The 21,966-nt window shown below is 73.8% G+C and carries 19 protein-coding genes; 4 read left to right on the top strand and 15 right to left on the bottom strand.

The window, feature by feature from the left end; all coding sequences use genetic code 11:
- Positions 1-55 precede the first annotated feature (55 nt).
- The 13 genes from A5643_RS01985 to A5643_RS01925 all read right to left on the bottom strand — a co-directional run bounded on the left by A5643_RS01985 (position 56) and on the right by A5643_RS01925 (position 16,252).
- Complete coding sequence (locus A5643_RS01985) at positions 56-985, bottom strand: cell division protein FtsQ/DivIB (RefSeq protein WP_066851417.1); 930 nt, start codon at positions 983-985, stop codon at positions 56-58.
- A complete protein-coding gene (gene murC / locus A5643_RS01980) occupies positions 982-2,427 on the bottom strand; it encodes a UDP-N-acetylmuramate--L-alanine ligase (protein WP_066851415.1) in 1,446 nt (481 codons plus the stop codon). The genes A5643_RS01985 and murC overlap by 4 nt, the downstream gene beginning before the upstream one ends.
- Entirely contained in the window at positions 2,424-3,569 is a 1,146-nt protein-coding gene (murG, locus tag A5643_RS01975; RefSeq protein WP_066851413.1) for an undecaprenyldiphospho-muramoylpentapeptide beta-N-acetylglucosaminyltransferase, read from the bottom strand. The genes murC and murG overlap by 4 nt, the downstream gene beginning before the upstream one ends.
- Entirely contained in the window at positions 3,566-5,176 is a 1,611-nt protein-coding gene (gene ftsW, locus A5643_RS01970) for a putative lipid II flippase FtsW (RefSeq protein WP_082948668.1), read from the bottom strand. Before ftsW ends, murG begins: the two co-directional genes overlap by 4 nt.
- A gap of 13 nt (positions 5,177-5,189) precedes the next feature.
- The gene (murD, locus tag A5643_RS01965) at positions 5,190-6,647 is read right to left on the bottom strand and encodes a UDP-N-acetylmuramoyl-L-alanine--D-glutamate ligase (RefSeq protein ID WP_066851411.1); all 1,458 of its coding nucleotides are present in this window, start codon (positions 6,645-6,647) and stop codon (positions 5,190-5,192) included.
- A 1-nt stretch (position 6,648) separates the two neighbouring features.
- The gene (mraY, locus tag A5643_RS01960; RefSeq protein ID WP_066851409.1) at positions 6,649-7,728 is read right to left on the bottom strand and encodes a phospho-N-acetylmuramoyl-pentapeptide-transferase; all 1,080 of its coding nucleotides are present in this window, start codon (positions 7,726-7,728) and stop codon (positions 6,649-6,651) included.
- A complete protein-coding gene (locus A5643_RS01955) occupies positions 7,725-9,254 on the bottom strand; it encodes a UDP-N-acetylmuramoyl-tripeptide--D-alanyl-D-alanine ligase (RefSeq protein ID WP_066851407.1) in 1,530 nt (509 codons plus the stop codon). Before A5643_RS01955 ends, mraY begins: the two co-directional genes overlap by 4 nt.
- On the bottom strand, positions 9,251-10,792 hold the full coding sequence (locus tag A5643_RS01950; RefSeq protein ID WP_066851405.1) for a UDP-N-acetylmuramoyl-L-alanyl-D-glutamate--2,6-diaminopimelate ligase: 1,542 nt from the start codon (positions 10,790-10,792) through the stop codon (positions 9,251-9,253). The genes A5643_RS01955 and A5643_RS01950 overlap by 4 nt, the downstream gene beginning before the upstream one ends.
- Before the next feature lie 77 nt (positions 10,793-10,869).
- Positions 10,870-12,744, bottom strand: a complete 1,875-nt coding sequence (locus A5643_RS01945) for a peptidoglycan D,D-transpeptidase FtsI family protein (protein ID WP_231995414.1) — start codon at positions 12,742-12,744, stop codon at positions 10,870-10,872.
- Between the two features lie 158 nt (positions 12,745-12,902).
- Positions 12,903-13,901 (bottom strand): cell division protein FtsL, encoded by a 999-nt coding sequence (gene ftsL, locus A5643_RS01940; protein WP_066851401.1) that lies wholly within the window; start codon positions 13,899-13,901, stop codon positions 12,903-12,905.
- Positions 13,898-15,091 carry a 16S rRNA (cytosine(1402)-N(4))-methyltransferase RsmH gene (gene rsmH / locus A5643_RS01935; RefSeq protein ID WP_082948667.1) on the bottom strand — a complete coding sequence of 398 codons (1,194 nt, stop codon included), beginning with the start codon at positions 15,089-15,091 and terminating at the stop codon, positions 13,898-13,900. Before rsmH ends, ftsL begins: the two co-directional genes overlap by 4 nt.
- Entirely contained in the window at positions 15,066-15,497 is a 432-nt protein-coding gene (gene mraZ / locus A5643_RS01930; RefSeq protein WP_066851397.1) for a division/cell wall cluster transcriptional repressor MraZ, read from the bottom strand. Before mraZ ends, rsmH begins: the two co-directional genes overlap by 26 nt.
- A 350-nt stretch (positions 15,498-15,847) precedes the next feature.
- Positions 15,848-16,252, bottom strand: coding sequence for an SCO2097 family morphological protein (locus A5643_RS01925; protein ID WP_066851395.1), 405 nt, complete (start codon positions 16,250-16,252; stop codon positions 15,848-15,850).
- Between the two features lie 234 nt (positions 16,253-16,486).
- On the opposite strand from A5643_RS01925, the gene A5643_RS01920 reads away from it, so the two are divergent.
- Together A5643_RS01920 and A5643_RS01915 are read left to right on the top strand one after the other, a co-directional pair.
- Complete coding sequence (locus A5643_RS01920; protein ID WP_066851576.1) at positions 16,487-17,080, top strand: GNAT family N-acetyltransferase; 594 nt, start codon at positions 16,487-16,489, stop codon at positions 17,078-17,080.
- 95 nt (positions 17,081-17,175) lie between these two features.
- A complete protein-coding gene (locus A5643_RS01915; RefSeq protein WP_066851574.1) occupies positions 17,176-17,814 on the top strand; it encodes an LppM family (lipo)protein in 639 nt (212 codons plus the stop codon).
- On the opposite strand, the gene A5643_RS01910 is transcribed toward A5643_RS01915, so the two are convergent.
- Positions 17,811-18,695 (bottom strand): mycobacterial-type methylenetetrahydrofolate reductase, encoded by an 885-nt coding sequence (locus tag A5643_RS01910; protein WP_066851393.1) that lies wholly within the window; start codon positions 18,693-18,695, stop codon positions 17,811-17,813. The two genes, A5643_RS01915 and A5643_RS01910, sit on opposite strands and share 4 nt — an antisense overlap.
- A 237-nt stretch (positions 18,696-18,932) precedes the next feature.
- Here A5643_RS01910 and idsA2 point away from each other — a divergent pair, with 237 nt between their 5' ends.
- Complete coding sequence (idsA2, locus tag A5643_RS01905) at positions 18,933-19,982, top strand: bifunctional (2E,6E)-farnesyl/geranyl diphosphate synthase (RefSeq protein WP_231995413.1); 1,050 nt, start codon at positions 18,933-18,935, stop codon at positions 19,980-19,982.
- A 6-nt stretch (positions 19,983-19,988) separates the two neighbouring features.
- The gene (locus A5643_RS01900; protein WP_066851391.1) at positions 19,989-21,509 is read left to right on the top strand and encodes an alpha-(1->6)-mannopyranosyltransferase A; all 1,521 of its coding nucleotides are present in this window, start codon (positions 19,989-19,991) and stop codon (positions 21,507-21,509) included.
- Here the strand turns inward: A5643_RS01900 and A5643_RS01895 are convergent.
- Positions 21,503-21,907 (bottom strand): Rv2175c family DNA-binding protein, encoded by a 405-nt coding sequence (locus A5643_RS01895; RefSeq protein ID WP_066851390.1) that lies wholly within the window; start codon positions 21,905-21,907, stop codon positions 21,503-21,505. The genes A5643_RS01900 and A5643_RS01895 overlap by 7 nt on opposite strands.
- Positions 21,908-21,966 lie beyond the last annotated feature (59 nt).

Below are 21,966 nucleotides of genomic sequence, written 5' to 3'. Positions count from 1 at the left end.
GGGCAGGCGCGCCGGTGAGCCGCCCGCGAATTTTTTCGCCGGCGCGCCGACCGGCTCAGCGGACGGTCGGCAGGTCCGGGCTGGAGACGTCGTAGACCTGGCCGGGCTGGGTCAGCAGGGCGGCCAGCTTGTCGGCTTTCTCCTGGGTCCGGTCGGCGGTCCCCCACACCACCACCCGGCCGTCGGCGAGGGTCAGCGTGATCGAGGCCACCGACGGGGCGGCGATCTGGCCGACCTGGCTGACCACCTCCGGGCGCAGCGCGACCAGCACCGCCAGCGCCGCCCGGGTGGGCGGATCGGCCGGGCCGGGGTGTTCCACGTCGAGGTAGGGCAGCGTCGGCGGCGGCGGGCCGGTGGCGAAGTCCACCCCGTCCCGATCGAACAGGTGCGGGCCGTCGGGGAAGTCCTTCACCGCCACCGGGACCCGTTCCACGATCGTGACCCGCAGCGTCGAGGGGTACTGCCGCTGCACCCGCGCGCTGGCCACCCGCCGGATGGTGGCGACGCGATCGGCGACCTCATCGGTGTTGACCTGCAACAGCGGAGTGCCCGGGGCGACCCGGACCGCGTCGAGCACCTCCTGCTCGGTGACCGCGGCCAGGCCGGTGACCACGGTGTTGCGCACCGACATCACCGGCGTGAAGTACAGCACCAGGCCCAGGCCGACCACGGCCAGCACCGCCAGCACGCCGGTCACCAGCAGTTTGAGGCCGCGGACCGCCCCGCGCGGCACGGTTTTGCTCTCCACCGGGGCGCGCAGTCGCCGTTTGGCCTCGCGGCGGGCCTCTTCGATGGCCCGGGCGCGCTCCTGGGCGGCGCGGCGCTCGGCGCGCTCGCGGCGGGCCCGCCGCCGCGGTCCCTCGAAGTCCTCGTCGCCGGGTTCGGGCGCCGGCGGCGGTTCGGCGTCGGTCTGCGGGCTCGGCTCCGGTTCCGCGGTCGGCTCCGGTTCCGCGGCCGGGTCCGGCGGCCGGTTCTCCTCGGTCACGGCTGTCCCGCCGCGTCGTGGCCGGCGTGGGCCGCCAGCGCGGCCACGATCTCCGGACCGAGCAGGGTGACGTCCCCGGCGCCCATCGTGATCACGAGGTCGCCCGCGCCGGTGGCGGCCGCGACCGTGTCGGCCACCGCGGAGAAGTCGGGCAGGTACCGCACCGGCGCGCTGACCTGCTCGGCGATGGTGGCCCCGCTGATGCCGGGCAGCGGTTGTTCGCGCGCCCCGTAGACGTCGAGGACGAACACCTCGTCGGCCGCGCCGAGCGCCGCGCCGAACTGCGGGGCCAGATCCCGGGTGCGCGAATACAGGTGCGGCTGGAACACCACCAGCAGCCGGCCGGTGCCGGCCTGCTCGACCATGGTGCGCGCGGCGGTCAACGTGGCGGTGACCTCGGTGGGGTGATGGGCGTAGTCGTCGAAGACCCGCACCGCGCCGGCGGTGCCGACCAGATCGAACCGGCGGCGCACGCCCTCGAACGCGGCCAGCCCGTCCAGCGCGTCCTGCGCCGGGACCCCGATCTCGACCGCGGCCAGCAGCGCCCCGAGCGCGTTGAGCGCCATGTGCCGGCCGGGCACCGACAACGTCATGGTGCGCGGCCCGGGCTCGCCGGCCAGCTGCACGGCGGCCTGCGCGCCGGTGCCGCGCTGCTGCCAGGACAGCAGGGTGCCGGCCAGGCCCGCCCCGGCGCTGCCGTAGGCCAGCACCCGGGTCCCGCGGGCGCCGGCCCGTTCGGCGAACGCGGCGGCGCCGGGGTCGTCGACGCAGACCACCAGCGCGCCGCCCGGGGCGAGCTGGCCGGCGAAGGTGTCGAACACGGCGGTGTAGGCCTCGTCGCTGCCGAAGAAGTCGAGGTGGTCGGATTCGATGTTGGTGACCACCGCGACGTTCGGGCGGTACTCCAGCAGCGAGCCGTCGCTCTCGTCGGCCTCGGCGACGAAGCTGTTGCCGGTGCCGTGGTGGGCGTTGGTGCCCGCTTCGCCCAGCTCACCGCCGACCGCGAAGGACGGGTCCCAGCCGCAGTGCTGCAAGGCGACCACCAGCATCGAGGTCGTCGAGGTCTTGCCGTGGGTCCCGGTCACCAGCACCGTGGTGCGCCCGGCCATCAGGGTGGCCAACACCGCGGGCCGCAGCAGCACCGGAAGGCCGCGCCGGCGGGCCTCGACGAGCTCGGGGTTGGTCTTCGGGATGGCCGCGTGGGTGGTGATGACCGCGCTCGCGCCGCCGGCGAGCAGGTCCAGCGCCGACGCGTCGTGGCCGATGCGGATCTGGGCGCCGCGGGCCCGCAACGCCCGCACCCCGGCGGACTCCTTGGCGTCCGATCCCGACACCTGCCCGCCCCGGTCCAGCAGGATGCGGGCGATGCCTGACATCCCGGCGCCGCCGATGCCGACCATGTGGACGCGCTGCAGCTGCGGGGGCAGCCCGTCGCCGCTCATCGGCGGCCCGTCCGGCTCGCGCGGGCCACCTCCAGCGCCACCGCGGCCAGCTGGGCCGCGGCGTCGCGGTGCCCGACCTGCGCGGCGGCCGCGGTCATCGCCGCCAGCCCGGTGCCGTCACCGAGCAGGGCGGTCACGGTTCGGCCGACCCAGTCCGGGGTCAGGTCGGCGTCGGCGACCAACACTCCCCCGCCCGCCTCGACCACCGGCAGGGCGTTGAGCCGCTGCTCGCCGTTGCCGATCGGCAACGGCACGTACACCGCGGGCAGGCCGACCGCGGACACCTCGGCGACCGTCATCGCCCCGGAGCGGCAGATCGCCAGGTCGGCGGCCGCGTAGGCGAGGTCCATCCGGTCCAGGTACGGCAGCGCCACATAGGGCGGGTCACCGGCGCCCGGGGTGGGCAGCTCCAGGGTGTTCTTGGCGCCGTGGGCGTGCAGCACCGAGATCCCGGCGGCGGCCAGGTCGGTCGCCGCGCCGGCGACCGCGCGGTTGATCGAGGCCGCGCCCTGCGATCCGCCGAACACCAGCAGCACCCGCGCGTCGTCGGCGAAGCCGAAGTGGGCCCGCGCCGCCGCCCGCTGCGCCGCCCGGTCCAAGCCGGTGATCGCCGAGCGGACCGGGATGCCGATCACCTCGGCGCCGCGCAGCCCGGAGTCCGGCACCGCGGCCAGCACCCGCCGGGCGCCGCGGGCGCCGACCCGGTTGGCCAGCCCGGCGCGGGCGTTGGCCTCGTGGATCACCACCGGCACGCGGCGCCTGCGCACGCCGCGGGCGGCCAGGTAGGCCGGCAGCGCCACGTAGCCGCCGAAGCCGATCACCACGTCGGCGTCGACGTCGTCGAACACCGCCCGGGTTTCAGCGACCGCGCGCCGGACCCGCAGCGGCAGCCGCAGCAGATCGGTGTTGAGCTTGCGCGGCAACGGAACCGGGGTGATCAGCTCCAGCCGGTAGCCGCGCTCGGGCACCAGCCGGGTCTCCAGACCGCGGGCGGTGCCCAGCGCGGTGATCCGCACCCGCGGGTCCTGTGCCCGCAGCGCGTCGGCGACCGCCATCGCGGGCTCGACGTGGCCGGCCGTACCGCCACCGGCCAGCACCACCGAGAGGGAGCGGTCGGCTGGCTGTGAGACCGAGTCGTTCACCCGTAACGATGACCTTCCAGTGCCGGTGGGCGCCCGCCGCGGGCGCGACGCTGGTCAGCGTAGCGCTGACCCCCTCCATGATGCCCCGACCGGCGGGCGGGCCGGCCCCCGGACCGGGTTTTGCCGGTACCGGCGCGCTTCCGGCCGGTCGCCGACGGAGTCCGGGCCGGTTGCGGGCGCCGGTCGCCGCGACGCGGTTTGCGTTCCGGCTCCGGCCGCGAGCGCAGCCGGTCGCGCAGCGCCTCGGCGCGGCTCGGGGTGTAGGGCGCCGGCAGCGGGAGGCGCAGCATGCGGTTGACCCGGTCGCTGCGCCCGGCGCGCAGCGCGGCCACCGCCTCGGGCTCGTGGCGGGCCGCGTTGGCCATGATGCCGATCATCAGCAAGGTGGTGGCCGCCGAGGTGCCGCCGGAGGAGATCAGCGGCAGCTGCAGCCCGGTCACCGGCAGCAGTCCCACCACGTAGCCGACGTTGATGAAGACCTGGCTGAGCATCCACATCGTGGTGGTGGCGGCCAGCAGCCGCAGGAACGGGTCCACCGAGCGGCGCGCGATGCGCATCCCGGTGTAGGCGAACAGGCCGAACAGCAGCAGCAGACCGAACGCACCGATGAACCCCAGTTCCTCCCCGACGATGGCGAAGATGAAGTCGTTGTGGGCGTGCGGCAGGTAGTTGTACTTCGCGGTGCCCTGCCCGAGTCCCTCGCCGAGGAAGCCGCCGTTGGCCAGCGCCAGTTTGGCCTGGCGGGCCTGGTACCCGGTGTTCTGCGGGTCGGCGCTCGGGTCCAGCCAGGAGCGCACCCGGTCACTGCGGTAGCCCTCGGCGACGGCGAGCACCGCGGCGGCGGCCATGATCGCGGCCAGCGAGCTGACGAACACCCGCAGCGGCAGGCCGGCGTACCAGAGCAGGGCCAGCAGGATGATGCCCACCGAGACGGTCTGCCCGAGGTCGGGCTCGGCCAGGATCAGCCCCATCGCCAGCACCGCGCCCGGCACCAGCGGCACCAGCATCTCGGTCAGCGACGCGCGCTCCATGCGCCGGGTGGCCAGCAGGTGGGCACCCCAGACCAGGAACGCGATCTTGGTGAACTCCGAGGGCTGCATGGACAGCCCGGCGATCACGAACCAGCCCCGCGATCCGTTGGCGACGGTGCCGATGCCGGGCACCAGCACCAGCACCAGCAGCACCAGGCTGACCACGAAGGCGCTGAAGGCGGTGCGCCGCATCAGCCAGATCGGGGTGCGCAGCGCGATGTAGAAGGCGGTCAACCCGACCAGGGTCCACACCACCTGCCAGCCGAAGATCGTCCACGGGGAGCCGTCGGCGCTGTAGGACTGCACGCCCGAGGCGGACAGCACCATGATCAGCCCCAGCGTGGTCAGCAGCGCGGCGACCGCGATGATCAGGTGAAACGAGGTCATCGGTCGGCCCAGCCAACTGCCGAAGCGGGTGCGGGCGGCCAACGCCTGCAGCCGGGCCCGCCCGGTGGGCCCGGTCGGCACGGTGGCGGTGTCCGTCGGGGTGGCGGTCTCGCCGGTCTCGGTGCTCGCGGCGGCGTCGGCGCTCGCGGCGTCGGCGGCCTTGGGGGTGCGGCGGAGCAGGTTCAACATGGCGCCCCGCCGGTCAACTCGTTGCGGCGCGGGCGGCGGCCGCGAAGGCCTCGCCGCGGTCGGCGTAGCCGGCGAACTGGTCGAACGACGCCCCGGCCGGGGCCAGCAGCACGGTGTCGCCGGGGCGGGCCAGCTCGCGGGCCGCGGCGACGACCGCGGTCATCACCCGGGGTCCCAGCGCACCGCCCGAGTCGTCGACCAATCGAGTCACAGTCGCAACAGGAGCCTCACCAGTATCACGCACATCAGCATCCTCCCCCGTGACCACCTGGATGACCGGCACATCCGGTGCGTGTCGCGATAACGCCTCGGCAACCTCGGCGCGGTCGCGGCCGAGCAGCACGACCCCGACCAGCCGGGACGCGATCCGGGCGACGGTGGCGTCGATGGAGACGCCCTTGAGCAGGCCGCCCGCCACCCACACCACCCGCCGGTGCCCCCGCACCGCGGCTTCGGCGGCGTGCGGGTTGGTGGCCTTGGAGTCGTCGACGTAGCGAACGCCGTCGACGACGGCCACCACCGCGCCGCGGTGCGGGGCGGCGTGGAAGCCGCGCAGCGCCGCGGTGATCGCCGCCGGCGGGGTGTCGACCGCGCGGGCCAGCGCCGCGGCCGCCAGCGCGTCGAGCACCCCGACCGGGCCGGGGACCGCGACGGCGTCCAGCGGGGCCAGCGGCAGCCGGTGGGCGAACGCCCGGTCGACCAGCCAGCCGTCGTCGACCCCGAGTTCCCCGGCCGCCGGCGCGCCGAGCCGGAAGCCGGCCCGCACCGCCGCCGGGGCGGCCGCCAGCAGGGCGGCGGCGCGGTCGTCGTCGAGCCCGGCCACCGCCACCCGGCCGGTCAGCGCCCGCGCCTTGGCCGCCGCATACGCCTCGAGGGTGCCGTGCCAGTCCAGGTGGTCCTCGGCGATGTTGAGCACCGCCCCGGCCTCCGGGTGCAGCGACGGCGCCCAGTGCAGCTGGAAGCTGGACAGCTCGACGGCCAGCATCTCCGCCGGCTCGGTCAGCACGTCGAGCACCGGCCGGCCGATGTTGCCGCAGGCCACGGCGCGGTGCCCGGCGGCGGTGAGCATGGCGTGCAGCATCGCGGTGGTGGTGGTCTTGCCGTTGGTGCCGGTGACCACCAGCCAGCGGCGCGGCGGCCCGTAGACGCCGGCGGTGTCCAGCCGCCAGGCCAGCTCCACATCGCCCCAGACCGGCACGCCGGCGGCTGCGGCGGCGGCCGGCACCGGCGCCGGCGGCGGGACGCCGGGGCTGGTGACGACCAGGGCGAATTCGTCGATGCGGGCGGCGGCCTGCGCGGCGGGCAGGGTCGCGACCCCGGTCTCGGCGGGGCCGGCCAGCGCGGCGGCCCGGTCGTCGCAGAGGGTGGCGCGCACCTGCAGCGGGGCCAGCGCCGCGAGCACGGCGGCGCCGGTCACCCCGGCGCCGGCGACGAGCACCGGGGTGCCCGCCGCCAGGGGCGGCCCGGTCATCTCAGTCACCGACGGTGGCAAACCATTCGCCGTAGAACAACGCCACGCCCAGCCCGCAGGCGATGGCGGTGAGCAGCCAGAACCGGATGATCACGGTGGTCTCGGCCCAGCCGAGCAACTCGAAGTGATGATGGAACGGCGCCATCCGGAACACCCGGCGCCCGGTGGTGCGGAACGCCAGGATCTGCACCACCACCGAGGTGATCTCGGCGACGAACAGCGCGCCGAGCACGACTGCGAGGATCTCGGTGCGGCTGGTCACCGACAGCCCGGCGATGATCCCGCCGAGGGCCAGCGATCCGGTGTCGCCCATGAAGATCTTCGCCGGTGCGGCGTTCCACCACAGGAAGCCGATGCAGGCGCCCGCGGTGGCGGCGGCCACGAACGCCAGATCCAGCGGGTCGCGCACGTTGTAGCAGCCCAGTTCCGGGGTGATCGCGCAGGCGTTGCGGTGCTGCCAGACGGTGATCAACACGTAGACCGCGCTGACCATGGCCATCGCTCCGGCGGCCAGACCGTCAAGGCCGTCGGTGAAGTTGACCGCGTTGGACCAGGCGCTGACCAGCAGCACGCAGAACAGCACGAACACGATGACCGGCAGGGTGACGGTGGCGATCTCGCGGACGTAGGACAGCTGGGCGCTGCCGGGGGTCAGCCCGGCGGGGTTGCGGAATTTCAGCACCAGCACCCCGAACACGACGGCGGCGCTGACCTGCCCGACCGTTTTGGTGGTCTTGTTCAGCCCCAGGTTGCGTGACAGCCGGATCTTGATCAGGTCGTCGACGAACCCGACCACCCCCAGCGCGGTGGCCAGGCCCAGCACCAGCAGCCCCGAGGCCGACGGGCCGCCGCCGCCGTAGGCCAGCCCGGCCAGGTGCGCGACCAGATAGCCCGCCCAGATACCGGCCACGATCGCCACCCCGCCCATCGAGGGGGTGCCGCGTTTGGTCTGGTGGCTCGGCGGGCCGTCCTCGCGGATCTCGTGGCCGAAGCCCTGCCGGGTGAACAGCCGGATCAGCATCGGGGTCAGCAGGATGGCCACCGCCAGCGCCACCCCGGCGGCGATGAGGATCTGGATCATGCCCGCGCGTCTCCGCCGGTCGGGTCGCCGTCGGCGACGAGAGCCTCGGCCAGCGCCCCCAGCCCGGCCGCGTTGGACGCCTTGACCAGCACCGCGTCCCCGGGTTGCAGCTCGGCGCGCAGCAGGGCCAGGGCCGCGTCGGCGTCGGCGACCTGCGTCGACTCCGCTCCCCACGACCCTTCCATCACCGCACCGTGGTGCATGGCGCCCATCGCTCTCCCGGTTCCGACGACAACAAGTCGAGACACATCTAAGCGCACCGCCAACCGGCCGATGGCATCGTGTTCGGTTATCGCGTCCTCGCCGAGTTCGGCCATCTCGCCGAGCACCGCCCAGCTGCGCCGCGGCCGGGCGCCCTCGCCCCGGGCGATCCAGGCCAGGGCCTGCAGCCCGGCGCGCATCGAGTCGGGGTTGGCGTTGTAGGCGTCGTCGATGACGGTGACGCCGTCGGCGCGGGTGTGCACCGCCATCCGGTGCGCCGAGGCCGGGCGCGCGGCGGCCAGCGCGGTGGCCACCTGGTCGGGTCGGGCGCCGCACTCCAGGGCGACGGCGGCGGCGCACAGCGCGTTGCTCACCTGGTGGTCGCCGTGCACGCCCAGGGTGACCTCGACGGCGGCGTCGCCGGCGTGCAGGGTGAACTGGGGGCGGGCCAGGCCGTCGAGGCCGACCGGTCCGGCCCACACGTCGGCCGGCGCGGCGCCGGCCCGCGGCGTGCGGCTGACCCGCACCACCCGCGCCGCGGTGGTCTCGGCCATGGCGGCCACCGCGGAGTCATCGGCGTTGAGCACCACCACCCCGCTTGCGGGAACCGCTTGGGGCAGTTCGGCTTTGGTCGAGGCGATGGCTTCGCGGGAGCCGAACTCGCCCAGGTGGGCGGTGCCGACGTTGAGCACGACCGCGATCTGCGGCGGTGCGATCGCGGCCAGGGTGGCGATGTTGCCGGGGTGGCGCGCCGACATCTCCAGGATCAGGTAGTCGGTGTCCGCGCCGGCGCGCAGCACCGTCCAGGGGTGGCCCAGTTCGTTGTTGAACGAGCCGGGCGGGGCCACCACCTGCCCCAGCGGCGCCAACAGCGCGGCCAGCAGGTCCTTGGTGGAGGTCTTGCCCGAGGAGCCGGTGATCCCGATGATCGTCAGGCCGCCGGCGACCAGTTCGGCGGCGACGGCGCCGGCCAGTTTGGCCAGCGCGGCCAGCACCGCGGCCCCGGAGCCGTCGGTGTCGTGTTCGAGCACCCCGGCCTGCCGGTCCGCTCCGGCCGGCCCCACGGGTGGGACGACGACGGCGGGCACGCCGACCGGGCGGGCGGCCAGCACGGCGACGGCGCCGGCGGCGACCGCGGCCGCCGCGTGGTCGTGGCCGTCGGCGCGGGCGCCGGGCAGCGCCAGGAACAGCCCGCCCGGACCGACCTGGCGGGAATCGAACTCCACGCTGCCGGTCACCCGGGTCGCCGCGGCGTCCGCCGCGGAGATATCGGTGAGGCGGCCGCCGACGATCTCGGCGATGCGGGCCAGGCTCAACGCGATCACGGGCGTCTGCCCTCCAGCGCGGCCGCCAGTTCCCGGCGGTCATCGAACGGCCGGGTCACCCCGTGTGCGGTCTGCCCGCTCTCGTGGCCCTTGCCGGCCACCACGACCACGTCGCCGCTGCGGGCCCAGCCGACGGCCTCGGCGATCGCCGCCCGCCGGTCCCCGACCTCGATCACCCGGGCCGGTCCGCCGGCCGCGCCGTCGAGGATCGCCCGGCGGATGGCGGCCGGGTCCTCGCTGCGCGGGTTGTCGTCGGTGACCACGACCAGGTCGGCCAGTTCGGCCGCGATCTGCCCCATCGGCTGGCGTTTGCCCGGGTCGCGGTCGCCCCCGGCGCCGATGACCACCGCCACCCGGCCCTGCGGGTTGGTGCGGCTCTGCCGCAGGGTCTGCAGCACGGCGCGCAGCGCGCCCGGCTTGTGCGCGTAGTCGACCAGGGCCAGGAAATCCTGGCCGCGGTCGACGGCCTCCAGCCGCCCGGGCACCCTGGCCTCGCGCAATCCGGGTGCGGCCTGCTCGGGTGAGACCCCCACCCGGTCCAGGATCGCCAGTGCCAGCAGGCAGTTGGCGACGTTGTAGTCGCCGGGCAACCGGATGCCGACGCGGTGGTCGACCCCGGCGGGATCGGTGGCGGTGAACTCGCTGCCGCCCTGCGGCAGCAACCGCACCGCGCCGCAGCCCCAGTCGGCGCGGTGGCCGGCGGCGCTGACGGTGACCGGGTCGGCGGCGCGGGCCGCCATGGCCCGGCCGGCGTCGTCGTCGACGCAGATCACCGTCGCGGCGGCGTGCAGCGGGCAGGCCGGATCGAACAGCCGCGCCTTGGCCTCGAAGTAGTCGGCCATGCTGGGATGGAAGTCCAGGTGGTCGCGGGAGAGGTTGGTGAAGGCGCCGACGGCGAACCGCACCCCGTCGACCCGGCCCAGGCTCAGCGCGTGGCTGGAGACCTCCATCACCGCCGCGTCGGCGCCGCGCTCGACCATCAGGGCGAGCAGCGCCTGCACCGCCGGGGCTTCCGGGGTGGTCAGCGCGCTGGGCACGTCGGTGCCGTCAATGCGGACCCCGACGGTGCCGATCAGCCCGACCGTCCGGCCCGCGGCGCGCAGGCCGGCCTCGACGAGGTAGCTGACCGTGGTCTTGCCCGAGGTTCCGGTGATGCCGATGACCGGGATCCGCTGCGCGGGGTGGCCGTAGACGGTGGCGGCCAGCGCACCGAGCACCGCCCGCGGGTCCGGGTGCACCAGCAGTGGCACGGCCGCCGCGTCGGCGGGCAGGGCGGCGATCCCGGCGGCGTCGGTCAGGATGGCGACGGCTCCGCCGGCGATCGCGTCGGCGGCGTAGCGGGCGCCGTGGGTGCTGGCGCCGGGCAGCGCGGCGAACAGGTCACCCGGGCGGCAGTCCTGGGCGCGCAGGGTCACCCCGGTGATCGGGAGGTCGGCGATGGTGCCGCCCGCCGCGGGTGCCGCGCCGGTCTGGGCGGCCAGCGCCGCCAACCCGACCGCGGTGCCGCCGCCGGGGCGCGGACCGGTGGGCACGTCCATCACCTCCGTCCCCGCTGTGCTGTCAAGCCCTGACACTGTATCCAGGCCGGCTCGGCCGCCGACGCGGGTCACCGGGGTTAGAGCGCCTCCAGGGTCAGCGGCGGGCCGGGGTCCGGAGACAGCGGCGCGTTCTCCCGCTGCAGCAGCCACGCGGCGATGTTGTGGAACAGCGGGGCGCCGGAGGTGCCCGGTGAGCCGTCGGCGGCGTGGTGCGGGTTGTCCATCATCAGCCCGATCACGTACCGGGGATTGTCGACGGTGGCGATGCCGGCGAAGGTGATCCAGTAGACGTCGTCGTAGTAGCAGCCGCAGGCGGGGTTGATCTGCTGGGCGGTGCCGGTCTTGCCGGCGATCTGGTAGCCCTCGACGGCGGCCTGCGGCCCGGTGCCCTGCTGGTAGCCCATCGGGTCGTGCTGGACGACCGCGCGCAGCATGTTGCGGACGGTTTTGGCGGTCTCGGCCGAGACCACCCGGACGCCCTCGGGCCGCGGCTCGTCGGTGCGGGTGCCGTCGGCGGCCACGGTGGATTTCACGATGCGCGGCGGGACGCGCACCCCGTCGTTGGCGATCGTCTGGTACATGCTGGTCATCTGCAGCAGGGTCATCGAAAGCCCTTGCCCGATGGGCAGGTTGGCGAACGAGCTGCCCGACCACTGGTCGATCGGCGGGACCAGCCCGGCGCTCTCCCCGGGCAGGCCGACCCCGCTGCGCTGGCCGAGCCCGAACTTGCGGGCCATCTCGAACCAGCGTTCCGGGCCGACCCGCTGGGCCAGCATCAGGGTGCCGACGTTGGAGGACTTCCCGAAGATGCCGGTGGTGGTGTAGGGGGCCACGCCGTGGTTCCAGGCGTCGCGCACGGTCACCCCGCCCATGTCGATCGAGCCGGGCACCTGCAGCACCTCGCCGGGGTTGCTCAGGTTGTTCTCGATGACCGAGGAGGCGGTGATGAGCTTGGCCACCGAGCCTGGTTCGAACGGTGAGGACACCGCCGGGTTGCCCAGTTGCCGGTCGCCCTGGCGGCCGATGTCCTGGGAGGGGTCGAAGGTGTTGTCGTTGGCCATCGCCAGCACCTCGCCGGTTTTGGCGTCGAGCACCACCGCGGAGACGTTGTTGGCCCCGGACAGGTTCTTGGCCTGCTGGACCTGTTGCTGGACGTAGAACTGGATGTCGTCGTCGAGGGTGAGTTGCACGGTCGCGCCGTCGACGGCGCGGTGGCGGTTGCGGTAGCTGCCCGGGATGACCACCCCGTCGGAGCCGCGGTCGTAGGTGACCGACCCGTCGGTGCCGGCCAGCACCGCGTCCATGGCGTCCTCGAGTCCGAGCAGGCCGTGGCCGTCCCAGTCGATGCCGCCGACGATGTTGGCAGCCAGCGAACCGCCGGGGTACTGACGCAGGTCCTGGCGTTCGGAGCCGACCTCGGGGAACTCGGCGGTGATCGCGGCGGCGTCGGCCGGGTCGACGGCGCGGGCGAGGTAGACGAAGGTCTCGTTGCTGCGCAGCTTGCTCAGCAGGGTGCCGCTGTCGGGTTTGTTGTGCAGCCGCCCGGCGACCCCCTGGGCGATCTCGCGCAGCCGCTGCTGCGGGTCGGTGGCGGTGGGGTCCTTCTGTTTGGCTTCGGCGAGTTGCTCGCGGATCCGCTTCGGCTGGAAGGTCAGCGCCCGCGCCTCGATGGTGAACGCGAGCTTCTTGTTGTTGCGGTCGACGATGCTGCCGCGCAGCGCCTGTTCCTTGTCGGTGACCTTGAGCTGACCGGCCACCTCGGCGCGGAGTCCCGCGGCACGCGGGACCTGCAGGATGAACAGCTGGGTGGCGACCACCGCGAGCACCAGGAAGATGATGGCGCTGCCGATCCGGTGCCGGAAGCCGAAGGCCGCGGTGGCGGCGCCGACCGGTTCGGCCGGCCGGGTGCGGCGGCTGCGGGCCGAGCGGCCCAGCGCCGGGGCGGCCGTCATCTCCGGCGTGGCCTGCCGGATTTCCTTGCGGGGGCTGGTCTTCGGGGAGTTGCCCTTGCGGACGCGGGATGCCGGAGGCGTCGCCGCCCGGGCGCGGCGGCCCGCGCCGGGCGCGGACCGGGCGGGCTTGCCCGGGCGGCGGGTGCGCTTGTCCCGGCTCATCGCAGTGCTTCCAGGGTGCCGGCGATCAGCGGGTCGAGCAGCCCGGCCGGGCCGGGCGCGGCCGGCGCGGGCGGGGCCGCGGGGGCCGGCGCGACCGGTGCGAGCTGAGCCGGCTCCGGCTGGGCCGGTGGCGGAGCCGCCGGCGCTGGGCCGGGCGGCGGGCCGGTGCGCGGTGCGTCCGCCGGGCGGGGCAGGTGTTCGGTGCCCAGCGTGGCCGCCCCGTCGGGGCTGCGGACCAGCACCTCGGGTCCGGTGGCGGGCCGCGGCGCCTGCGGGTCGGCGCTGACGCGCACCGGCACCTCGACCGGGTTGACCGGCGGGGGCGGTGGCGCCGGATCCTCGTCGGGCAGTTTGACGTTCAGCGGTGGCGGCGGCAGCCCTTCGGCGGGTTTGGGGGTGCCGACCACCACCCAGTTGCCCTGCGGGTCCTGCACCAGGTGGGCGGTGTCCTTGCTGGGGATCATCCCGAGCTTGCGGGCTTCCTCGGCCAGCGCCGGCGCGGCCTGCGCCTCCAGCACATCGCGTTCCAGCGCTTCCTTCTGCTGCAGCAGCACCTGGTTGGCCTTGCGGGCGCGGCCGAGTTCGTAGGCGCGCTCGGCGGAATCGGTGGACAGCCACAGCGTCAGGCCCAGCCCGAGTCCGAGCGAGCCGATGATGACGACGACGAACGGGACCTTGGCGGCCAGCGTGCGCGGGCGCAGGTCGACGCTGGCCAGCCTGGTCAGCAGGCGTTCCCGAAGCGGAACCCGGATCGTCTTGGGCCGTTTGGCCTTGCGGGCCTTGGCGCGGGCCTTGGCCTGGCTGCTGTTCTTGGCGGCGCGCACCGGCGCCGGATGCCGCGGTGTGGTCTTGGGGCCGGTGCGCGGGGCCCGCGTCTCGCTCGATGCGACCCCGCGGCTGTCGCGGGGCCGGCGGGCGGCGGAGCGGGGCGGCTCGGTGTCGCCGCGGCGGCGGTCGCCGGAACGGCGTTGCGACGTCTGGCTTTTCACCTTCACTGTTCACCCCTTCTGGTTGCCGAGCCGCGCGGTGCGGCGATGCGTTGCAGCGCGCGCAGCCGAACCGGTGCGCTGCGCGGATTCGACGCCACCTCGGCGTCGCCGGCCCGCTCGGCGCCCCGGGTCAACGCCGCGAATTCCGGCCCGTGGCCGGGGAGTTCGACCGGCAGATCCACCGGTGTCTGCGAGGCGGTCGCCGCGGCGAACGCCCTCTTGACGATGCGGTCCTCCAGGGACTGGTAGGCCATCACCGCCACCCGCCCACCGTCGGTGAGGAGCCCGAGCGCGGCGGGCAACGCGTCGTGCAACACGGTGAGCTCGTCGTTGACCGCGATCCGCAGCGCCTGGAAGGTGCGCTTGGCCGGGTGCCCGCCGGTCCGGCGGGCGGGTGCGGGGATCGCCTGGTACAGCAGTTCCACCAGGTCGCCGGTGGTGCGCAGCGGGGCCCGGTCGCGGCGGCGCACGATGTGCTCGGCGATGCGCCGAGCGAAGCGCTCCTCGCCGTAGCGGCGCAGGATGTCGCTGAGCGCGTCACGGTCGTATCCGTTGACGATGTCGGCGGCGGTCAGCGCGGTGTCGGGGTCCATCCGCATGTCCAGCGGCGCGTCGTGGGCGTAGGAGAAACCCCGCCGGACCTGGTCGAGTTGCATCGAGGAGACCCCGAGGTCGAACAGGATCGCCTCGACCCCGCCATCGCGGGCGTGCCCGGATTCGCTGACCGCGGCGGCGATGTCGTCGTAGCGGGCCCGCACGAACGTCACCCGGTCGCCGAACCCGGCCAGCCGGCGCCGCGCGATCTCCAGCGCGGCGGGATCGCGGTCCAGCCCGATCAGGTGCAGACCCGGCAGGTCGGTGAGGAAGCGTTCGGCGTGGCCGCCCGCACCGAGGGTGGCGTCGACGAGCACCGCGCCGCTGCCGTCGGCGTCCCGGCGGGTCAGGGCGGGGCCCAGCAGCGCCGCGCACCGGTCGGCCAGCACCGGAACGTGCCCGAAATCCGCTGGGGTGCCGGTCATCGCCCCACCTCCGGAAAGCCTGCCTCGGGTTTGTCCGCCGGCCGGGCGGTCCGCCTGCGCGGCGAGGTCCCTGTCCGATGTCGCGAACCTGGCGTTGGGGAAGTACGTCAGGGTCGGCTCGGGCAGAGGCCACGCCGCACGGGCGGACGCCTCAGATAATGTCGCTGAGCGCGTCATTGGTGGCCGCGGAGAAGTTCTCTTCGTGTTCCTGCTGGTAGTCGGTCCAGGCCTGGGCGTCCCAGATCTCCAGGTAGTCGACCGACCCGATCACCACGCAGTCCTTGCTGAGGTTGGCGTAGCGGCGGTGGTCCGCCGACAGGGTGATCCGGCCCTGGGCGTCGGGACGCTGTTCGTCGGTGGCGGCGGCGAGGTTGCGCAGGAACGCCCGGGCTTCGGGGTTGCTGCGGGAGGCCGCGGCGGCGCGCCGGGCGAGCTGCTCGAACTGGTCGCGGGGGTAGACCGCCAGGCTGTAGTCCTGGCTCTTGGTGACCATCAACCCTCCTGCCAGTGTGTCGCGAAACTTGGCGGGCAGTGTCAGCCGCCCCTTGTCGTCGAGCTTGGGCGTATAGGTGCCGAGGAACATCGCGCACCTCCCGCCGTGACCCGAAGTCGCCGCACTCCGTTCTCCAACACCGGCCACGATACCCCACTACCCCCCACCCGTGACCATTTCGTGCGGTAACAACTGGGTGTCATCCCCACTTTTTGCCGCAATCCGGGTGTAGATGACCGCAGTCGACCCGCCGCCCCCGGACAAGAGCCCAGGTCAGTACGGTTTCGGCGCGGTGGGGGGAAGTGGGGGACGCCACCGGGGGCGGGTGTTTTTCGGCGTGCCGCGACGCCTCTTCGGCGTGTCCTACGTCACGTTCCCGGTCGTCGGGGCAGAAAAAAGCGGGGCAGCCCGAAGGCCGCCCCGCGTGCGGGTGTTTTGCGTCAGGGTTCGAAACGCCGGCGGAACCGGTCTTCCATCCGGCTGGCGAACGAACTGCCCGCGCCCTTGGCGCGGCGCTGCTGCCCGGGACCCGCCTCCGTTTCCGAGGCCGCTGCCGCGGCGTGGTCGGCGGAGCCGGTGATGGCGAACACCACCCCGCCGAACATGATCACGAAACCGACCACGCTGAGGATCGGGAAGCCGCCGAGCATGGTCGCGCTGAACGCCACCCCGGAAACCAACAGGGCCAGCCCGACGACGAACAGTCCCGCCCCCTGCAGCCGCCGCCGGGTCGACGGGGTGCGCAACCGCACGCCCCGCACGCTGGAAGCGAATTTGGGGTCCTCGGCGTAGAGCGCGCTCTCGATCTGGTCGAGCATGCGCTGCTCATGATCGGAGAGTGGCATTCGTCCCTCCTTGCCGACGGTTCCCTCAGTGGTCAAAAAGCATGCAGCCGCCCGGTGCACCAGGCATCCGACCCCATGATACGAGGTCAATCGGCGCGGTACCACTGGGTTCACCCGATTCCGGGGCGGGCCGGGCCGGCGGTCGCGCGCCGGGCCCGATAATCGAGACCGATAATGACATCCGGGCGCCGCGGCCGGCGCCCCGCCGGACCGACCGTCGAGGAGAAGACCGCCATGGCGACGTTTCTCGTCGACCTGTCCCCCGCCGAGTTGGCCGACCGGCTCGACGACGCCCTGCGGGTCTACGTCGACGCGATGCACTACCCGCCGGGCACCGAGCACCAGCGGGCCGGGATGTGGCTGGAGCACACCCGCCGCCCGGGCTGGCAGGCGGTGGCCGCGGTGGCGACCGCCGACGGTGACGCGCCGACCCCCGCCGCGCTGCGCGCCGGGGAGCTGCTCGGGGTGGCCTACGGCTACCGCGGCGCCCCCGACCAGTGGTGGCAGCAGCAGGTCATGCAGGGCCTGACCCGATCCGGGGCGGACCCCGCGACCGTCCACGGCATCCTGGGCAGCTACTTCGAGCTCACCGAACTGCACATCCGGCCCGCGGCGCAGGGCCGCGGCCTCGGCGAGGCGCTGGCGCGGCGGCTGCTCGCCGACCGGCGTGAGGCCCACGTGCTGCTGTCCACCCCGGAGATCAGCGGGGAGAGCAACCGCGCCTGGCGGCTCTACCGCCGGCTGGGATTCGCCGACGTCATCCGCGGCCATCGCTTTGCCGGGGACCCGCGCCCGTTCGCGATTCTGGGCCGCGGGCTGCCGCTGTGAGCCGGGTCTGGCACGATGACCGGGTGCAGCTGAGGTCCTTGTCGTCCACCGGCCCGGGGACCCGTGCCCGCCGCCTGCTCACCATCGGGTTGCTGATGCTGCTGGTGGTGCCGTGGGCCGTCGGGTGTGTGCGGGTGCGCGCCTCCTTGACGATCTCGGCCGACGACACCGTCTCCGGTCAGATCATCGCGGCCGCCAAACCCCGCAGCGACTCCGACACCGGCCCGCAGCTGGATTCGGACCTGCCGTTCGCCCGCAAGGTCGCGGTGTCGAAGTACAACCGGGACGGCTACGTCGGCTCCCAGGCGGTGTTCTCCAACCTGACCTTCGGTGAGCTGCCCCAGCTGGCCGGCATGAACCCCGAATCCGCCGGGATGAGTCTGACCCTGCGCCGCGCCGGCGACGTGGTGATCCTGGAAGGGCGGGTCGACCTGACCTCGCTGGAGGACTCCGAGGCCGACGTCAGCCTGACCGTGACCTTCCCCGGCGAGGTGACCAGCACCGACGGCAGCCGGGTCGGCGACGACATGGTGCAGTGGAACCTCGAACCCGGCATCGTCAACACGATGTCCGCGCAGGCCCGCTACACCGACCCGAGCACCCGCTCGTTCATCCGCGCCGCGGTCTGGCTCGGGGTCGTCTCGCTGGCGGTGGCCGCCGGGGTGGCGGCGTTGGCCTGGCAGGGCCGGGACCGCTCCCCCGGGTTCGCCGCGCCCGCCGACGAGGACTATTAAGGCGCCCAGTAGGCCAGCATCTCGGCGAAGGTCTCGAACGCCGGACGCGATACGCCGTAGGTCGCCTCCAAGTGGATGCTCAGCGGGAAACCCAGGTCGGCGACCCCGTCGATGACCCGCCGGTACAGGTCGAGCATCAGTTGGCGTTTGCGGTCCGGTTCGCTGGCGGCCAGCCGGGCCACGAACTCCTGCTCGGCGGCGACCGCCGGATTGCCCGGATCCTGGATCAGCCAGTTGATCAGCCCCGACCGCTGCTCGAGGCCGGGCACGAACCCGAACGACAGCAAGATCTCCGGACGGTGGTCGCTGGTGCGGGCGAACTCGGCCAGAAACTCCACGATCGCTTCGGAGTAGAGCAGCTGGGTCATGCCGAAGGTGGCGCCGCGGTCGCATTTGAACCGGAACCGGCCCTGCTCGCCCTCCCGGGTCGGGATCAGCACGACACCGCGGTCGGAGACCACGTCCTGGTAGGCGGCCAGCGCGTCGGTGGGCGCCACCCCGGAGCCCTCCCCGTCGGCCATCGTGCGCGGCACCCCGACGAACACGATGCCCTCGATGCCCGCGGCGCCGAGGTCGCCGAGCCGGCGGCGCAGCGCCGCGTCCTCGGTGAAGGCGGTGACCTGCGTGCACAGCCCCCGCACCCCCGGCAGCTCCGGGCCGATGATCTTCCAGAAGTCGAGCACGTCGAGCTTCGGCTTCATCGTCACCGGCCGGTCGGGGTCCTCCTCGATCATGCCGGGCATCATCACGTGCCCGATCCGGCCGGTCAGCCCGGTCTCCTCGGAGAACCGCAGCACCTTGCCGGCCTCGTCCAGCGCCTTGTCCCGACCGTGCTCGACGTTCGGCGGCACCAGCTCCAGCACGATGCTGTTCAGGGTCACCAGCTTGCTCCTCTGTCAACGCGTCGTGGGCCGCGCGCATCCGGCGGCCGGGCGCCCTCACCCTACCGACCCGTGCGGGGGCGACACCGTGGGCCACAGGCCGCTACCTGCACGGCGCCGGATGCCGCACCGCTACTCTGAATGCACCTGCGGCCCGGTCCGGGCCGCAGTCGGTACCGGTACGCGGAAAGGGGCGCGGCGCTGAGCGTCGAAGCAGCGGCACCGTCGGCAGTCGAGCTGGCCGGCGCCATCACCGAGCAGTTGCGGCTGTACCTGCGCGACCGGCGCGCCGGCACCGCCTATATCGGCGGCGACTACGACGCCCTGGTGACCAGGCTCGAGGACTTCGTACTCGGCGGCGGCAAGCGGCTGCGTCCGGCGTTCGCCTACTGGGGGTGGCGGGCGGTGACCGGCCGGGCCGCCGACGCGGCGCAGCTGCGGCTGTTCTCCGCGCTGGAGTTGCTGCACGCCTGCGCCCTGCTGCACGACGACGTCATCGACGCCTCGGCGACCCGCCGCGGCAACGCGACCGCCCACGTGCAGTTCGCCGACCTGCACCGGCAGCGGGGCTGGCGCGGCGAGCCCGAGCAGTTCGGCATCTCCGCGGCGATCCTGCTCGGCGACCTGGCGCTGGTGTGGGCCGACGACATCGTCGCCGCCGCCGACCTGCCCGCCGACGCCCGCACCCGGGTGCAGCAGGTGTGGTCGGACATCCGCACCGAGGTGCTGGCCGGGCAGTACCTCGACATCGTCGCCGAGGCCAGCGGCGCGGAGTCGATCGCCTCGGCGATGGCGGTCAACACCTACAAGACCGCCTCCTACACCGTTTCCCGGCCACTGCAGTTCGGGGCCGCCGCGGCCGGCGACCGCCCCGACGTGCTCACCGCCTTCCACGACCTGGGCACCGACCTGGGGGTGGCGTTCCAGCTGCGCGACGACGTTTTGGGCGTGTTCGGGGACCCGGCGGTCACCGGCAAACCCTCCGGCGATGATCTGCGCTCGGGCAAGCGCACCGTGCTGCTGGCCGAGGCGCTGGCCCGCGCCGAGGCATCCGACCGGCCGGCCGCGGAGCTGCTGCGCAACTCGATCGGCACCGCCCTGACCGACGCGCAGGTCGCCACCGTGTGCCAGGCCATCGAAGACGTCGGTGCGCTGGCCGCGGTGGAGGAGCGCATCGGGGCGCTGACCCGGCGCGCGGTCGCGGCGCTGCAGGCCGCCCCGATCGACCCGACGGCCCGGGCCGGGTTGTCCGAGCTGGCCAACCTGGCCGCGGACAGGTCGGCCTGAGCGCCGATGACCAGCACCACCTCGTCGCCGACCGCCGGCCAGCGGCTGATCGCATTCGTCACCGCGCCGGAGGGCCGTCCCGCGCTGCTCGGCTTCGTCGGCTCCACCCTGATCACCCTGGGCGGGCTGGGCGCGGGCAGCACCCGGTTGCACGACCCGCTGCTGGAGAGCGCGCACCTGTCCTGGCTGCGCTTCGGGCACGGTCTGGTGGTCTCCTCGGCGCTGCTGTGGCTGGGCGTGGGCCTGATGCTGATCGCCTGGCTGCGGCTGGGCCGGCGGGTGCTCGACGGCTCGGCCACCGGCGCCACGATGGTGGCCACGACCGGTTTCTGGCTGGCCCCGATGCTGTTGTCGGTGCCGGTGTTCAGCCGCGACACCTACTCCTATCTGGCGCAGGGCGCGCTGCTGCGCGACGGTCTGGACCCCTACCTGGTCGGCCCGGTGGTCAACCCCAATCCGCTGCTCGAGGACGTCAGCCCGATCTGGATGTCGACCACCGCGCCCTACGGGCCGGCGTTCATCCTGATCGCCAAGCTGATCACGATGCTCGTCGGCGACAACGTGGTGATCGGCACCGCGCTGCTGCGGCTGTGCATGCTGCCCGGCCTGGCGCTGCTGATGTGGGCGACCCCGCGACTGGCCCGCCACGTCGGCGGCTACGGCCCGGCGGCCATGTGGGTCTGCGTGCTCAACCCGCTGGTGCTCATCCACCTGATGGGCGGGGTGCACAACGAGATGCTGATGGTCGGGCTGATGTCGGCGGGCATCGCGTTGACCTTCCAGCGCAGACACCTCGCCGGGGTGACGCTGATCGCGGTGGCGACGGCGATCAAGGCGACGGCCGGGATCACCCTGCCGTTCCTGGTGTGGGTGTGGATGCGGCATCTGAAGGACCGGCGCGGGTACCGGGCGCCGCAGGCGTTCGCGGTGGCGACCGCGGCGTCGCTGGGGGTGTTCGTCGCGGTGTTCGCGGTGCTCTCCACGCTGGCCGGGGTGGGGCTGGGCTGGCTGACCGCGCTGGCCGGCTCGGTGAAGATCATCAACTGGCTCTCGGTGCCCACCGCGGTGGCCAACCTCACCCACGCGATCGGCGGGCTGGTGTGGCCGGTGGACTTCTACGCGATCCTGCACGTCACCCGGATCAGCGGGATTCTGATCATCGCGGTGGCGCTACCGCTGCTGTGGTGGCGCTACCGCCGCGACGACCGCGCCGCGCTGACCGGGATCGCCTGGGCGATGCTGTTCGTGGTGCTGTTCGTGCCCGCCGCCCTGCCCTGGTACTACAGCTGGCCGCTGGCGGTGGTGGCGCCGCTGGTCACCTCACGCTCGGCGCTGGCGCTCATCGCAGGGTTCTCCACCTGGGTGATGGTGATCTTCCGGCCCGACGGCGCCCACGGCATGTACTCCTGGCTGCACGTGGGCATCGCGACCGGGTGCGCGGTGTTCGCCTGGTACTGGCTGCGCCGGGCCCCGCAGGACCGGCCGGCCGGCGTGCAGCCGGTGCCGGCCGGCGAGCCCGGTCAGTAGGCCATCGCCTGGGCGCGGCGCATCACCTCGCGGGCCTGGTGGGAGTGCAGCGCGTCGACCGGTCGGGCGTTGCCGCGCTGTTCGGCGGCCCCGTCGTGCAGGATCGTCAGGGTCGGGTCCGGGGTGAACAGCCAGCGCAGGATCTCGGTGTCGCGGTAGCCGCCGTCGTGCAGCACGGCGAGCAGGCCGGGCAGGTGTTTGACCAACGCGCCGGCGGCGGTGAAGAACGCCTGCGGCACCACCGCCGCGCCGTCGCGCCGGATGGCCACCAGCTGTCCCTCCCGCAGGTGCTGGTGCACCTTGGTGACCGGCACCGCCAGCAGTTCGGCGACCCGGGCCAGGTCGTAGGTGGGTTCGTCGGGATCCAGCACATCGTCGCCGGTGGGAAAGCTGCTCACCGCGCCCAGTGTAGGCACCGGGCGCGCCGCCGGTGCCCGTCGCCGGGACCGGCGGGCAC

The sequence above is a fragment of the Mycobacterium sp. 1274756.6 genome (assembly GCF_001668625.1).
Lineage (GTDB): Bacteria > Actinomycetota > Actinomycetes > Mycobacteriales > Mycobacteriaceae > Mycobacterium.
Note: the sequence above shows the minus strand (reverse complement) of the source record. Positions and strands in the feature narration are given on the sequence as shown.